This is a genomic window from Nocardia sputorum (assembly GCF_027924405.1).
GTDB classification, from domain to species: domain Bacteria; phylum Actinomycetota; class Actinomycetes; order Mycobacteriales; family Mycobacteriaceae; genus Nocardia; species Nocardia sputorum.
The window spans coordinates 930,072-944,853 of the sequence record NZ_AP026978.1 but is presented as its reverse complement, the minus strand read 5'-3'; the positions used below and the strand labels follow the sequence as shown (position 1 = coordinate 944,853).

At 69.9% G+C, this 14,782-nt stretch carries 15 protein-coding genes; 8 read left to right on the top strand and 7 right to left on the bottom strand.

Annotated features, from left to right (window positions below; all coding sequences use genetic code 11):
- A complete protein-coding gene (locus QMG86_RS04205; protein WP_281877796.1) occupies window positions 1-666 on the top strand; it encodes an ABC transporter permease in 666 nt (221 codons plus the stop codon).
- Window positions 663-1,379, top strand: a complete 717-nt coding sequence (locus QMG86_RS04200) for an ABC transporter permease (protein WP_281877795.1) — start codon at window positions 663-665, stop codon at window positions 1,377-1,379. Before QMG86_RS04205 ends, QMG86_RS04200 begins: the two co-directional genes overlap by 4 nt.
- Window positions 1,380-1,449: 70 nt before the next feature.
- On the opposite strand, the gene QMG86_RS04195 is transcribed toward QMG86_RS04200, so the two are convergent.
- From QMG86_RS04195 to QMG86_RS04180, 4 genes are all read right to left on the bottom strand, one after another.
- Window positions 1,450-2,646: an NAD(P)-dependent malic enzyme gene (locus tag QMG86_RS04195; protein ID WP_434085538.1), complete on the bottom strand. Its 1,197-nt coding sequence runs from the start codon at window positions 2,644-2,646 to the stop codon at window positions 1,450-1,452.
- 519 nt (window positions 2,647-3,165) lie between these two features.
- Window positions 3,166-4,707 carry an FAD-binding protein gene (locus QMG86_RS04190; RefSeq protein ID WP_281877791.1) on the bottom strand — a complete coding sequence of 514 codons (1,542 nt, stop codon included), beginning with the start codon at window positions 4,705-4,707 and terminating at the stop codon, window positions 3,166-3,168.
- 50 nt (window positions 4,708-4,757) lie between these two features.
- A complete protein-coding gene (locus tag QMG86_RS04185; protein ID WP_281877790.1) occupies window positions 4,758-5,024 on the bottom strand; it encodes a hypothetical protein in 267 nt (88 codons plus the stop codon).
- Window positions 5,021-5,875 carry a PHP domain-containing protein gene (locus tag QMG86_RS04180; RefSeq protein ID WP_281877788.1) on the bottom strand — a complete coding sequence of 285 codons (855 nt, stop codon included), beginning with the start codon at window positions 5,873-5,875 and terminating at the stop codon, window positions 5,021-5,023. Before QMG86_RS04180 ends, QMG86_RS04185 begins: the two co-directional genes overlap by 4 nt.
- Window positions 5,876-5,950: 75 nt before the next feature.
- Between QMG86_RS04180 and QMG86_RS04175 the strand changes: the two genes are divergently transcribed.
- Window positions 5,951-7,042 (top strand): magnesium and cobalt transport protein CorA, encoded by a 1,092-nt coding sequence (locus QMG86_RS04175; RefSeq protein WP_434086191.1) that lies wholly within the window; start codon window positions 5,951-5,953, stop codon window positions 7,040-7,042.
- Between the two features lie 12 nt (window positions 7,043-7,054).
- Here QMG86_RS04175 and QMG86_RS04170 read toward each other — a convergent pair whose 3' ends face one another.
- From QMG86_RS04170 to QMG86_RS04160, 3 genes are read right to left on the bottom strand one after another with little or no spacing between them, the layout of a single operon-like run.
- Window positions 7,055-7,636, bottom strand: coding sequence for a suppressor of fused domain protein (locus QMG86_RS04170; protein ID WP_281877784.1), 582 nt, complete (start codon window positions 7,634-7,636; stop codon window positions 7,055-7,057).
- 3 nt (window positions 7,637-7,639) lie between these two features.
- On the bottom strand, window positions 7,640-8,131 hold the full coding sequence (locus QMG86_RS04165) for a YflT domain-containing protein (RefSeq protein ID WP_159847049.1): 492 nt from the start codon (window positions 8,129-8,131) through the stop codon (window positions 7,640-7,642).
- Between the two features lie 12 nt (window positions 8,132-8,143).
- Window positions 8,144-9,100, bottom strand: coding sequence for an HpcH/HpaI aldolase/citrate lyase family protein (locus QMG86_RS04160; RefSeq protein WP_281877782.1), 957 nt, complete (start codon window positions 9,098-9,100; stop codon window positions 8,144-8,146).
- A 62-nt stretch (window positions 9,101-9,162) separates the two neighbouring features.
- Between QMG86_RS04160 and QMG86_RS04155 the strand changes: the two genes are divergently transcribed.
- The 5 genes from QMG86_RS04155 (at window position 9,163) to QMG86_RS04135 (ending at window position 14,779) form a co-directional block, all read left to right on the top strand.
- Window positions 9,163-10,443: a magnesium transporter MgtE N-terminal domain-containing protein gene (locus QMG86_RS04155; RefSeq protein ID WP_281877781.1), complete on the top strand. Its 1,281-nt coding sequence runs from the start codon at window positions 9,163-9,165 to the stop codon at window positions 10,441-10,443.
- Window positions 10,444-10,480: 37 nt separating this feature from the next.
- Window positions 10,481-11,131, top strand: a complete 651-nt coding sequence (locus tag QMG86_RS04150) for a DUF1003 domain-containing protein (protein ID WP_434085536.1) — start codon at window positions 10,481-10,483, stop codon at window positions 11,129-11,131.
- Window positions 11,132-11,215: 84 nt separating this feature from the next.
- Window positions 11,216-12,646, top strand: coding sequence for a lytic transglycosylase domain-containing protein (locus tag QMG86_RS04145; protein ID WP_434086153.1), 1,431 nt, complete (start codon window positions 11,216-11,218; stop codon window positions 12,644-12,646).
- 113 nt (window positions 12,647-12,759) lie between these two features.
- Complete coding sequence (locus QMG86_RS04140; protein ID WP_159848399.1) at window positions 12,760-13,623, top strand: lytic transglycosylase domain-containing protein; 864 nt, start codon at window positions 12,760-12,762, stop codon at window positions 13,621-13,623.
- A 19-nt stretch (window positions 13,624-13,642) separates the two neighbouring features.
- The gene (locus QMG86_RS04135; protein WP_281877777.1) at window positions 13,643-14,779 is read left to right on the top strand and encodes an Mrp/NBP35 family ATP-binding protein; all 1,137 of its coding nucleotides are present in this window, start codon (window positions 13,643-13,645) and stop codon (window positions 14,777-14,779) included.
- Window positions 14,780-14,782 lie beyond the last annotated feature (3 nt).

Below are 14,782 nucleotides of genomic sequence, written 5' to 3'. Positions count from 1 at the left end.
ATGCGCTATCTCGTCGACAACTTCCCGGACATCATGGGTCTCACCGCCACCCATCTCTACCTCGCGCTGGTACCGCTGCTGCTGGCCGCGGTGATCGCGATTCCCGTCGGCGCGCTGGTGCGGCGGGCGTCGTGGCTGCGCCGGGTCACGGTGACCGCCGCGAGCCTGGCCTACACCGTGCCGTCGCTGGCGTTGTTCGTGATCATTCCTCCGCTGGTGGGGATCTCCGCCATCGATCCGCTCAATGTGATCATCGCGCTCACGGTCTATTCCACGGCGCTGCTGGTGATCGCGGTTCCGGCGGCGCTCGATTCGGTGCCCGCCGCCGTGCTCGACGCGGCCGACGCGGTCGGCTACGGCCCGTTGCGCCGCACGCTCACCGTGGACATGCCGCTGGCCGTGCCGGTCTTCATGTCCAGCCTGCGGGTGGTGGTGGTCACCAATATCGCGATGGTGTCGGTGGGCGCGCTGATCGGCGTCGGCGGGCTCGGCAAGCTGTTCACCCAGGGCTATCAGCGCGACTATCCGGACGAGATCATCGCGGGCATCCTCGTGACCCTCGCTCTCGCGCTGATCGCCGACCGAACGGTGTACGCGCTGGGCCGCTGGTCGACGCCGTGGGTGCGCGCGGACGCCCGAGCGAAGGCGAAAGGCACCACACCGTGAACCTGTTCCTCGACGCCTGGCACTACTTCACCGATGGCAGCAACTGGAGCGGACCGTCCGGCATCGGGACCCGCATCGGCCAGCACCTCTGGTACAGCTTTCTGACCGTGGCCGTCTCGGCGGTGATCGCGATACCGCTGGGTTTGGTCATCGGCCACACCCGGCGCGGGGCGGCGGTGCTGGTCGGCTTCGCCAATGCCATGCGCGCCCTGCCGACCCTCGGCTTGCTGACCTTCCTGGTACTGCTGCTCGGCCTCGGGCTGATCCCACCGCTGCTCGCCTTGGTCACCGTCGGCGTTCCCCCGCTGCTCGCGGGTGCGTACGCCGGAATCGCCAACGTGCCCCCCGACGTCGTGGACGCCTCCCGCGCCATGGGCATGACCGAGCGGCAGATCCTCTTCCGAGCGGAGGTGCCCAACGCACTACCCATCCTGCTCACCGGACTGCGCGGCGCGACCCTCCAGGTGGTGGCCACCGCGACGATCGCGGCCTACGTCAACCTCGGCGGTCTGGGCCGCTACATCTTCGACGGCATCAGCCTCTACCGCTATGACCGGGTGCTGGTGGGCGCGCTGCTGGTAGCACTGCTGGCAATGCTGCTGGACGGGCTGCTGGCCTTCGCGGTGTGGGCCAGTGCGCCGGGCACGGGCCGGTTGCGCCGTTCGCCTCGCACCCTGGGTACGCCCACCGCCGAGTTGCAGGCCACCAACTGAACTCCGCTTCCACGACAAGGGCGCCCCGTTCCCAGTGAACGGAGCGCCCTGTCGATGCGGAGAACCGGCGTTACGCGACGCCCTCGGCGCGGGCGGCGGCCGCGACCGCTTCGGCGACGGCCGGTGCGACCCGTGGGTCCAGCGGGCTGGGGACGATCTTGTCCGGACCGAGCTCGTCGGCGACGACGCTGAGGATGGCGTCGGCGGCGGCGATCTTCATGCCCTCGGTGATCCGCCGGGCGCCCGCGTCCAGGGCGCCCTTGAAGACGCCGGGGAACGCCAGCACGTTGTTGATCTGGTTCGGGAAATCGCTGCGGCCGGTGGCTACGATCGCCGCGTACTTGCGCGCGACCTCCGGGTGGATCTCCGGGTCCGGGTTGGACATGGCGAACACGATCGACTCCGGCGCCATCGACGCGATGAGCTCCTCGGCGATCAGGCCGGCGGACAAACCGAGGAACACGTCGGCGCCGGCCAGCGCCTCGGCCGCGCCGCCGGTGAGGCCGCGCGGGTTGGTGCGGGTGGCCAGCTCGGCCTTCACCTCGTTGAGGTCGCCGCGCTCGGAGTTGACGATGCCCTTCGAGTCGAGCACGGTCACATCGCGGACACCGGCGGCGAGCAGGATGTTGGTGCACGCCACACCGGCGGCGCCCGCGCCGGACACCACGACCTTCAGGCCCTCGATGCCACGGCCCTGCACCTTGGCCGCGCCGTTGAGCGCCGCGAGCACCACGATGGCGGTGCCGTGCTGGTCGTCGTGCATCACCGGGCAGTCGAGCGCCTCGATGACGCGCTTCTCGATCTCGAAGCAGCGCGGCGCGGAGATGTCCTCCAGGTTCACCGCGCCGAAGCTCGGCCGCAGGCGGATCAGCGTCTCGACGATCGCGTCGACATCTTTGGTGTCCAACACGATCGGGATCGAATCCAGCCCGGCGAACTTCTTGAACAGCGCCGCCTTGCCCTCCATCACCGGCAGCGAGGCACGCGGGCCGATGTCACCGAGGCCGAGCACGGCGGTGCCGTCACTGACCACGACCACGAGCCGATCGGTCCAGGTGTAGCGCTTGGCCAGCGCCGCGTCCTCGGCGATCGCGCGGCTGACCTGGGCTACGCCCGGGGTGTAGGCGATCGAGAGGTCACGCTGGGTCTCCAGCGGCGCACTGAGTTCGACCGAGAGCTTGCCGCCGAGATGTCCCGCGAAGATTTCGTCGTTTGTGATTTCGGACAGGCTTGCGGTGGAATTCGGTGCGTCAGTCACAGGTGACACGATTTCACTCCTGCTCGGGTCGGGCTAAACCGGGGGACGGTTACCACTGGGTAATGGGTATAAGTCGTTTCACTGGGCTCATCGGGCACGCTGACCGGTATGTTTCGAGGCGGCTGCGAGCGAGCGAACACGACTTGCCGGTATCTCGAGGGCGGGCGCGGCACTGATCCGCGAAACAGAACCGGACGGGTGGGCCCGGACAGAACATGCGGTGCGATCTCGCGGGTCGCGACGGTACGTCGGCGAGGCGGAGACCTCCGTGATTCCCTCACCCGGCGGTGGCGGAGGTAAGGAATCCGACACATTCTGCCAGTCCGGTAGGCCAGTTGCCAAACCGGTAACCCCCTGGGCCGTGTCGCGCTCCATCACCCAACGGTATGGGCCGGGAATTACCTTCAGGTAAGCGGAAACTCCCCGTTCACGAGCTCGGCCCGGTGAGTGATCGCACTGCCGGGGGCTGCGCCGGTGTGAGTCCGTCACGGCGGCCGGAGGGCTCGAGCAAGACGCCGTGGCCGCGGGTCACGCGACGATATCGCGGGCCTGCTCCGGCATCGCGTGCGGCGCGTCCGGCCGCACCCACACGCTACGCATGCCACCTGTCATCAGCCGCATCCGCCAGGTGTCGGACGCGCCGGGGTGATCGGTCCGGCGGTGCATGCCGCGACTCTCCGCACGCAACAACGCACTGTATTTCGTCCAGCGCGCGACCGCGAGCAGCGCCGCGGCCTGCCGAGCGCGCAGCAGGTCGGCACCGCTGCCGCCGAGGTCGAATTCCGCGCCGGGCCACATCCCGTCGAGCTCGCCGATGCTGTCGCGCAGGCTGCCCGCGCTGCGCCAGTAGCTGCGCCGCAACGGCAAGGTGTGCTCTTGGACGAGACCGACTACCGCCCGCGGATCGATCCGCGCCACGGCGTTGAGCCCGGCCCCCGGGACCTCGCGCACCGGAGCCCGCCGATCCACCGTGCGGGCGAACTTCGCCGCGCCCGTGCCCGCCCAGACGCCGGACGCGATCGCCCACGCTCCGCCCAGCCCGCCTGATCCGCTCACCGCGCCGCTGATCGCCTCGCGGCTGACGACGTCGCCCGCGGCGAACAGGCCGGGGACGGTCGTGGCGCAATCCGGCCCGGTGACGCGCAGGCCCCCGGTACCGCGCACGGTGCCCTCCAGTACGGCGCGCAGCGGCACGCGCTCGGCACGGCCGCCAAGGCCATGACGCGCCGACCGGGAGCGGAGGGCGACCGGCACGTGGTCCAAGGCGGCGAAGATCCGCTGACCATCGGCGATGGCCGCGAGTGCCGCCGAGCGGTGGCCGGGCAGTTCGGCGCCGGATTCGTCGTAGAGCGGGGCGAACCGCAAGGCGAGACTCCCGAGCGCGGCCGGCTCCGCCGTCCCCGGCGGGATCAGGCTGTAGGCGCAGGAGAACTCCATGCCGGACAGCTCGGCGCCCGCCTCCGCGGCGAGCAGTAGACCGTCGCCGGTGTCCACGTCGGTGCCCGCGGCGCCGGACAGGAACGCGCAGCCCCCGGTGGCCACCACGACCGCGCCCGCACGCACGCTCCAGCGCGGGAAGCCGTCGTGGTGGCGTAGTCCGGTCGCGCCCGCCACCACACCGTCACGGTCGACGAGCAACTGCAACGCCGGATGATGATCGAGGACGCGCACCCCGGCTTCCCGCATCGCGCGGCGCATCCGCCGCAGGTAGCGGGCACCGTCGAGATAGATCCGCCGCCGGGCCGGGCCCGCCGGGTCAGCGGCGATGCGATAACCCCACCGAGCCGATTGCTCGACCCGCTGGTGGGTCTCCTCCAGCACCCGGTGCATCCAGTCCGGATCGCCCAGCCCGCCGCCGTGCGCGTGGCCGCGCCGCACCGCCTCGTCCCGGGCGGGCCCGGGCGGAAGGTGCCACAGCGAGATCGCGCCGTAGGCGGTCGGGCCGCTGGCCCCGGAGCGCGCCTTGTCGACGAGCACGACGGTGGCGCCCGCCGCGGCGGCCGAGACGGCCGCCCAGGCACCGGCGGGACCACCGCCGACTACCAGTACATCCGTCTCGAATCCGGTCACAATGAAAAATGTTCGGGCACAATTCATTCGCCCGCAACCAAACTAAAGGGTCAGCTCCACCATTGGGTCCACAGCAATAATCCAGCAGCCAGGAAAACCGTGATGGATCCGGTCGAGGCGGCCATCCCGCGATGCCGATCCGCGTAGATCTGCGCCGCGAGGGCGACCGTCGCGGCCGCCACATGCCAGGCGACCGATTCGCCGCCGGGCCCCGGGAACCCGCGCCGCTCGGCGAGGACGGCGGCGCCGACCACGATCAGCATGCCCACCACGGTCCCCCCGGCGACCACGCCGCTGAGGCCACGCACGAATCTCACGAGGCGATCACCGGCACGCCGGAAGCCTTGCCCACCAGCTTCTCGAATTGCGCGGGATCGGTGGTGAATTCGCCGAGCCGGATGGTCTTGTTGGCGCCGTGGTAGTCCGACGAACCGGTGGTGAGCAGGCCGAGTTCGGCGGCGAGATCGGTGAGCAGCGCGCGGTCGGCCGCGGAATGGTCGGGGTGGTCGATCTCCAAGCCGCCGAGCCCGAGGACGGCCAGCTCCCGGATGTCGTCGACGGCGAGCAACCTGCCCCGCTTGCGGGCCCTGGTGTGCGCCAGGACGCTGACCCCACCGGCCGTGGCGATCATCTGCACCGCACGACGCAGCGGAGTGTCGGCCTTCTCGGCGTAGTAGCGGCCGTGCGGGGCGAGCAATTCGTCGAACGCCGCGTCCACGCTCGGCACCACACCGGCGGCGACCAGCGCGCGAGCCAGATGCGGGCGTCCCGCCGACGGGCCGGCCGAGGCCAGCACCGCATCCGGGTCGATCGGCAGTCCGTCGGCGGCCATCCGCTCGGCCATCGCGCGCAGCCGGTCCACCCGTTCGGCGCGCAGCCGCTCGCGTTCCTCGGCGAACCCGCGATGGGCCGGGTCGAACAGGTACGCCAGCAAATGCACGGGCACCGGCCAGCCATCCTCGCCCAGACCCACACACGACATCTCCATGCCGCGGACCAGCGTCATCCCCTTCGGGAGCGCGTCGACCGCTTCCGCCCATCCTGCCGTGGTGTCGTGATCGGTGATCGCGACGACGTCCAGGCCCGCCGCGGCCGCGTTCCGCACGAGTTCGGCCGGTGTGTCGGTGCCGTCGGACGCGGTCGAGTGGGTATGCAGGTCGATGCGCACGCCTTCAAGTCTTACAGTGCGGCCGCATCGTCCCGCACGCGCAGGCGACCATCCGCCGGCCTGCGGCGACGTAGCATCGTCACCGTGCCGTCCTTTTCTCCGCTTTCCTCACTTCGTGGATCCGGCCGATCACCAGCGCAGCCCGAGCAGCGATTCATCCCGGTGCCCACGGCGCAGGCGATCGTCGACTGCGCGGTGTACGTGGACGGCGAACGCCTGCCGGGCCGGTTCACCCACCAGGCGGCACTCGCCCGGGCCCGCGAGGAGGACACCGGATTCGTCTGGGTAGGCCTGCACGATCCGGACGCCACACAGATGGCCGACATCGCCGAGACGTTCGGGTTGCACCAACTGGCCACCGAACACGCCCTGCAGCGCCATCAGCGGCCGAAGCTGGAACGCTACGACGATTCGCTGCTGCTGGTGTTGCGCACGGTCAGCTACGTCCCGCACGAAATCGACAGCGTGAGCGAGATCGTGGAGACCGGCGAGATCATCGTGTTCACCGGTCCGGACTTCGTGGTCGCGGTCCGGCACGGTGAGCATTCCGGACTGGCCGAGGTACGCAAGGCCCTGGAAGAGGCCCCCGCGCAGCTGGCCTTGGGCCCCGGCGCGGTCCTGCACGCGATCGCCGACCGGGTGGTGGACTCCTACATCGACGTGGCCCAGTCCGTCGAGAACGACATCGACGAGATGGAAGAGGAGATCTTCACCCCGCGCAGCAAGGTCACCGTGGAGTCGATCTACCAGCTCAAGCGCGAGGTGGTCGAGTTGCGGCGCGCGGTGAATCCGCTCGCCGCCCCGCTGGAGCAGCTCAGTCACAAACCGGATCTGCCGGTGCCCAAGGAGGTCCGGCGCTATCTGCGCGACGTCGCCGAGCATCACGCCGCCGTGGCGGAACGGATCAACGACTTCGACGAGGCGCTCAGCGCGCTGATCAGCGCCGCGCTGGCCCGGATCGGCGTGCAGCAGAACACCGACATGCGCAAGATCTCGGCGTGGGTGGCGATCGCGGCCGTGCCGACGATGATCGCGGGCATCTACGGAATGAACTTCGACCATATGCCCGAACTGCACCAGGTCTGGGGTTATCCCATGGTCTGGGCGCTCATCATCGTCATCTGCACCGGACTGTTCTTCACCTTCCGGCGCAACAAGTGGCTCTAACCGGGCGGCGGATCACAAACTGGCGGCGCCGCGTCTCGGATCGCGCACGTCGATCCCGGCTTCCTGCCAGGCCTCCCGCAGCGCCTGCGCACCACGGACCCGGACCCACGCCGCCTCCGTGGCGGTCACCGGCGTCACCGCGAAATACCGCACCGGCTCGGCCGGGTCGGGCAGCGGCACCGCCGGGATGTCGCTGTCGCCGAGCAGAACGGCGGTGAACGGCGCGTCGCGCCACATCGGCTCACCCAGATCCAGCAGCGCGTCGGCTTGCAGCACAACGCCTTCCACGACCGGCGCCGCGGCCAGCACGCCGAGCGACTTGGCCAGGCCCGAGCTGGCGCCGACCCCGGACCGCAACGTCAGCACCAGTTCCGCGCGCGGCCCGCGCACCGGATCGGCGTGCACCGCCGCGGGATCGCCCATCGGATGCCTGCTGCCGCCCAGCGTCACGTAGTGCACCAGATCGCCCTCGACGATGCGCAGGATCTCGATCGGCTCCAAACCCAGGAAGGTGACCGACGCGGCGTCCACCTGCGCGGCGTCCACGCCGAAATGGCCCAGCACCTCGGTGCGGACCGTCTCCAGCACTTCCATGCGTCAGATCGCCAGCCGCGCGAGCATGTCCCGCGCCTGCTCGGCCGACTTCGGATCGCACAGCACGTCGTAGCGGCCCGCCACCAGTTGCATGGTGGACGCGAAATCGCGCTGCCCCCTGGTCGCGGCGTACGGGATCGAGGTCGAGATGACGCCGAAGATGACGCCGCCGACCAAGCCGACGAGCAGCGGACCCAGCGCGCCGCTGGTGGTGAACAGGCTGAGCAGCAGGCCGAGGAACAGGCCGAGCCAGGCGCCCGACACCACGCCGCCGCCGATCACCTTGCCCCAGGTCAGCCGATAGAGAACCCGCTCCACCTGCATCAAGTCGACGCCGACGATGGTCACGTCCTGCACCGGGAACTGGTTGTCGGCCAGATAGTCGACCGCCTTCTGCGCCTCGACATAGGTCGGATACGAGCCGACCGGCCAGCCCGACGGTGGCGTCGGGAGGCCCGGCCGCGCACGGCTCGAGTTCCCCAAGGGATTCGTCATAGCTCCATTCTGCTATTCCGGCGCATCCTGCGGTGGTGTGAAACGCGTGGTGCGCGTCATTCCGGCCGCCCGGCCCTTTTCCGCGATCACATGGGCCATTTTGGCGCTGGCCTCGTCGATCATCTCGTCGCCGAGCATCACCGCACCGCGCGCGCCGCCGGCCGCCGAGGTGTGAAAGGCGTAGGCGTCGAGGATTTCCTCCGCGCGGTCGTAGTCCGCTTGGCGCGGGCTGAAGATCTCGTTCGCCGCCTCGATCTGGCCGGGGTGCAGCACCCACTTGCCGTCGAATCCCAGCGCGGCCGTGCGCGCGGCGGCCCGCCGGAAGCCCTCGACATCCCGGATCTGCAGGTACGGGCCGTCGATCGCCTGCAGACCGTGGGCGCGGGCGGCGAGCAGGATGGTCATCAGGATGTGGTGGTAGGCGTCGCCGGTGTCGTAGCCCTCCGGCTGTTCACCGACCACCAGGGTCCGCATGTTGATGCTGGCCATGAAGTCCGCCGGGCCGAAGACCAGGGTCTGTACCCGGGGGCTGGCGGTGGCGATGGCGTCGATGTTGCGCAACCCCAGCGCGTTCTCGATCTGCGGCTCGATCCCGATCCGGCCGACGTCCAGGCCACAGGTCTTCTCCAGCTGGGACAGCAGCAGGTCCAGCGCGCGCACCTGCCCCGCGTCGGTCACCTTGGGCAGCAGGATCGCGTCCAGCGCGGCGCCCGCGCCCTCGACCACGGAAATGACGTCGGCGTAGGTCCATTCGGTGGTCCAGTCGTTGACCCGGACCACACGCAGTTGCGTTCCCCACCCGGAGTCGTTCAGCGCCGCGACGATGTTCGCCCGCGCCTCGGCCTTCGCGACCGGGGCGACCGCGTCCTCCAGATCGAGAAACACCTCGTCGACGGGCAGGGTCTTGGCTTTCTCGATCATCTTCGTGTTGCTGCCCGGGCAGGCGAGCACCGAACGGCGCGGCTTCATGATCACTCCCGTCGATCGTGGCGGGGTGCGAACACCCGCCCGCGAACATCTAGCCTGGCAGCATGGCAGCTACCAGGGTGTACGTCGCCAGGCTGGCCGGTTTGGCGGTGCTGGGACCGGACGGCGAGTCTATCGGCCGCATTCGTGACGTCGTCGTGGCCGTCCGCTCCGACCGCCAGCAGCCCCGCGTGCACGGATTGGTCGTCGAATTGCCCACCCGGCGGCGTATTTTCGTGCCGATCCTGCGGATCACCGCGATCGAACCCGGCGTGGTCACGCTGAACACCGGAACGGTCAGCCTGCGGCGGTTCACGCAGCGTCCGGGCGAGATGCTCGCGCTGGCGCAGGTCGTCGACTCGGTGGTGCGGGTCGAGGACCCGGACCTGCCGGATCTGACGGGCGTGGACGTCCACGTGGTCGATCTCGGCATCGAGCAGACCCGTTCGAGGGACTGGCTGGTCAGCAGGGTCGCGGTGCGCGGGCACCGGAGGCTGGGCCGCAGGCGCACGGTGCACGTCGTGGACTGGACCAGGGTGTCCGGCCTGACGCCCTACGAGATCGGCAGGCCCGGACAGGACGTCACGCAACTGCTCGAAGGGTTCGAGGGCATGCGCGCGGCCGACGTGGCGCAGCAGCTGCGGGAGCTGCCGGAGAAACGGCGGATCGAGGTGGCCGTCGCGCTGGACGACGAACGTCTGGCCGACGTGGTGCAGGAGCTGCCGGACGACGAGCAGGTCGATCTGCTCGGTCATCTGGAGGTGCGCAGGGCCGCCGACGTCCTGGAGGCGATGGACCCCGACGACGCCGCCGACCTGCTGGGCGAGCTGCCCGAGGGCGAGGCCGAATCGCTGCTCGCCCTGATGGACCCGCAGGAGTCCGAGCCGGTGCGCAGGCTGCTCGAGCACTCCCCCTACAGCGCGGGCGGTCTGATGACGCCGAAACCGATCATCCTGACGCCGTCCACGACGGTGGCCGAAGCCTTGGCGCGGGTGCGCAACCCGGACCTGACGCCCGCGCTGGCCTCCATGGTGTTCGTGGTCCGTCCCCCCACAGCGACGCCGACGGGCCGCTACCTGGGTTCGGTGCACATCCAGCAGCTGCTGCGTGAACCCCCCGCCCACCTGGTGGGCGGCATTCTCGACACCGATCTCTCGCCGCTGCGCCCCGAACTCCCCTTGGCCGCCGTGACGCGGTATTTCGCGACTTACAACCTGGTGTGCGGACCGGTGGTGGACGAGGAGAACCACTTGCTCGGCGCGGTCAGCGTCGATGACGTCCTCGACCATCTGCTGCCCGAGGACTGGCGCGACCAGGAAGAGACCGACGAGCGGGGCGGAGCGTGACCGCGCGGAGCCCCGCACCCGCCCGAAAGGACAGACCGTGAGCGAGAACGACCCGGGCGTGCGGCTCGGTCACAGCAGGGCCCGCCAGCGTCTGGAGACGCCGGTGGAGGGCCGGTTCCGATTGGAATGGGACGCCGAGGCACTGGCCCGCAGCAGCGAGCGGGTGGCGCGATTCCTAGGGACCGGCCGGTATCTCGCGGTGCAAACGATCGTGGTGCTGGTTTGGATCGCGTTGAACGTCTTCGTAGTCGCGTTGCGCTGGGATCCGTACCCGTTCATCCTGCTGAACCTGGCGTTCTCCACCCAGGCCGCCTACGCGGCGCCGCTGATCCTGCTGGCGCAGAACCGGCAGGACAACCGGGACCGGGTCGCTCTGGAGGAGGACCGGGTGCGGGCCGCTCAGACCAAGGCGGACACCGAGTTTCTGGCCCGCGAACTGGCCGCGCTGCGCCTCGCGGTCGGCGAAGTGGCGACGCGGGATTACCTGCGCCGGGAATTGGATGAGCTGAAAGGGATTCTGGACCGGATCGAGGCCACGGAATCCCCTGAACACGAGATCCGGTCGGAAAGCGGAGGAAAGGGCGGCCGCAAGAAAAGCTCCGGCCGAAAGCCCGCTCCGGCATCGGTTTCACCGTCGGTAACCGATGATCAACCAGAAATGCCGAATAAGGACCTGACTGGTGGGTAACCTGGACAACGTTGTCCAGAGCGGCCAGGGCAGGGGATGTCCCGGACAGCCGCTCCCACGACGTCGAGGATTGGGTGTGGCCGAATGCGTGTATCTGCTCCGATAACGGTCTCGGCTTTGGTTGTTGCTGGTGCGGTGGTGAGTGGTTCGGGGGTGCAGACGCCGGTGCGTGAGCCGGCGCCGCGTGCGCCGGAGGTGCTGGCGGCGGCGAGCGCGGAGTCGCGGGTGGTGGGGTTGTTGCCGGCGACGGCGGAGGGTCCGCGGCGATTGCGGGCGGTGACGCCCGGGGCGCCGTTCGCGGGTTCGGTCCCGCTGCAGGAGATGAGGTTGCCCTCGGCGGGCGGTGCGCTCGGGATTCCCGAGGTGGTGTTGGCGGCGTATCGGAACGCGGAGTTGGCGTTGGCGTCCTCGACGCCGGGGTGCGGGTTGTCGTGGAGTTTGCTGGCGGGGATCGGGCGGATCGAGTCGGGGCACGCCCGTGGTGGGCGCACGGATGCGGCGGGGACGACGGTGGCGCCGATCTTCGGTCCGGCGTTGGATGGGAGTCTGCCGGGTAACGAGGTGATCAAGGCGGCGGACGGGGGGTATGTGCGGGCGTTGGGGCCGATGCAGTTCCTGCCCGGCACGTGGAGTGCCTACGGGGCGGATGGGAACGGGGACGGGGTGGCCGATCCGCACAATGTGTTCGATGCGGCGTTGGCGGCCGGGAAGTACCTGTGTTCGGGGGGTCTGGATCTGCGAGACGGGTCGCAGGAGTTGCGGGCGGTGTTGCGGTACAACAACTCGATGGCGTACGCGGCCAATGTGCTGAGTTGGTCGGCGGCGTATCGGACGGGTGGTTCGCCGACGCAGGTGCGGATCTCGCCGGATCTGGTGGCGCCGGGCACGCTCTCGCCGAGTCCGGACATGAGCGCGGTGCGCACCCAGACGCCGGCCATCGATCCGGACGAGCAGGCACGGGCAGCGGGCCTGGCTCCGAGGCCGCGGCCGCGGCCCGCGCCGACCACGGTGATGATCACGATCCCGGGCCTGCCGCCGATCCCTTGCGGGATCTTCTGCCCGCCCCCGCCGGTCGATCCATGTGTGGGACAGTCGGTTCCCGCGCCGATGCCGTTCCCCGACCTACCCGGGACCGCACGCGTACCACTAGCCCCGCAGCAACCCTATGGCGCCGCACCGGCCCAAACCCCCGGCCCGGCTGGACCCGCCAACGGAGCCAAGCCCGCCGATACCGGAACCATGGGTCAGCCCGGCGCCCCGGACCAGGCAGCCGCCCGATGCGCACAGCCCGACACCACACTCGCCACGACCGAATCCGTACCCCTCCCGGGCGATCCGCCCGCTCCCGATACCGCGCCCCGCGGCGGCGATACCGAGCCGGCCACCACCACACCGCCCGCGCCGGAACCCGAACCGGTGCCCGACGCCGCGTCCACGCCCACGCCGCAACCCGGGATAACCTTGCCCTTCGGCATCGTCATCCCCCTTCCCGCGCCACCGGCTCCCCCGCAGTGATTCAAACCTCACATCAGATCACGAAGCAGTAACAAAAAGGTCTCGGATGCGGTAGCCTCTCCCTTGGTCCGTAACAAACGGCTCACAGCGAGTCATGGGAGGGTCACCACACCGTGGGGCGTCATCGAAAACAACCGCCTGCCACCGCCAGACGGAGTTCCGTCATCGCGTTGACCGGACTGGTTCCCGCCGGGCTGGTATCCGTCACGGCAGCCTCCGAGGTCGGCGACGCCGTACCCCTCGCGGCCGCGGTCCAGACGCCGGACGACCAGAGCGTCCAGGGCGCCCGCCCGCAGGCGGCCGCCGAGCCCGTCGCCGCGGCCGAATTCGTCGCGCACGCCATGGCCAAGGCCGCGCCCACCGCGACACCGCTGGTGAAAACCGTTGCGCTGCCTAATGGTCGGCAACCGGCCGCGATGCCGGCCGGGCCGCTCGGCGTTCCCGGCGTGGCCGTCGCGGCGTACCAGAACGCGGAACGCGTCTTGGCGGCCGAGAACCCGGTATGCGGCATGCCGTGGTCGCTGCTGGCCGGCATCGGACGGGTGGAGTCCACCCACGCGTTCGGCGGCAAAGCCGACGCCGACGGCAATCCGCTGAGCCCCGTCTACGGCCCGGTGCTGGACGGCTCGCTCACCGGCAACCACGTCGTCCGGGACTCCGACGACGGCGCGCTCGACGGCCTGGACGGCTACGACCGCGCGATCGGGCCGATGCAGTTCCTGCCCGACACCTGGAAGCGCTACGCGGCCGACGGCAACGGCGACGGCATCGCCGATCCGCAGAATCTCTTCGACGCCGCTCTGACGGCCGGGAAGTACCTGTGCGACGGCGGCCTGAACATGCGCGACCTGGCCCAACAGTCCAAGGCGATCCTGCGGTACAACCACTCCATGGCGTACGTCGCGAACGTCATGGCCTGGGAGACTTCCTACAGCACGGGGGTCGCACCCCGGGCCGCGGACTTGCCCAAAATTTGACACGCCTAAAATTCCTGCCATGCCAGTCGTTACGGAATCGGATGTGCGGGGTGCCCTCGCGAAGGTCGACGACCCGGAGATCCGCAAGCCGATCACCGAGCTGGGCATGGTGAAAAGCGTCGTGATCGGCGCCGACAGCGATGTCCACGTAGAGATCTATCTGACGACGGCGGGATGCCCCCTGCGTACCGAGATCACGCAGCGGGTCTCCAGGGCCGTCGCCGACGTGCCCGGTGTGGGCGCCATCACCGTCGACCTAGATGTGATGGACGACGAGCAGCGCACCGCACTGCGCAAGCAGCTGCGCGGCGACTCGGCCGATCCGGTCATCCCGTTCGCCCAGCCCGGCTCGCTGACCCGGGTCTACGCGGTCGCTTCCGGCAAGGGCGGCGTCGGCAAGTCCAGCGTCACGGTGAACCTGGCCGCCGCGATGGCCGCGCGGGGGCTGTCGGTCGGCGTGCTGGACGCCGACATCTACGGCCATTCCATCCCGCGGATGCTCGGCACCGACGCCAGGCCCACCCAGGTCGAGCGGATGATCATGCCGCCGATCGCGCACGACGTGAAGATGATCTCCATCGCGCAGTTCACCCAGGGCAACACGCCCGTGGTGTGGCGCGGCCCGATGCTGCACCGGGCGCTGCAGCAGTTCCTCGCCGACGTGTTCTGGGGCGACCTGGACATCCTGCTGCTCGACCTGCCGCCCGGCACCGGCGACGTCGCGATCTCCATCGCGCAGCTGATCCCGAACGCCGAGATCCTGGTGGTCACCACCCCGCAGCCGGCCGCAGCGGAGGTCGCCGAGCGGGCGGGCGCGATCGCGCTGCAGACCCGCCAGCGCATCGCGGGCGTGGTGGAGAACATGTCCTGGCTCGACCTGCCGGACGGCACCCGGATGGACCTGTACGGCTCCGGCGGCGGCCAGGCCGTCGCCGACCGGCTCACCCGCGCCGTGGGCGCCACCGTGCCGTTGCTCGGCCAGATCCCCATCGAACAGGCTCTGCGCGAAGCGGGCGACGAAGGCACCCCCATCGTGCTGCGCGATCCGGAGAACTCCGCCGCCAAGGCTCTGCTCGAGGTCGCCGACAAGCTCGCCGTCCGCCGCCGCGGCCTGGCAGGCATGTCGCTCGGCATCGACACCACCCGGCACCTGTAACCC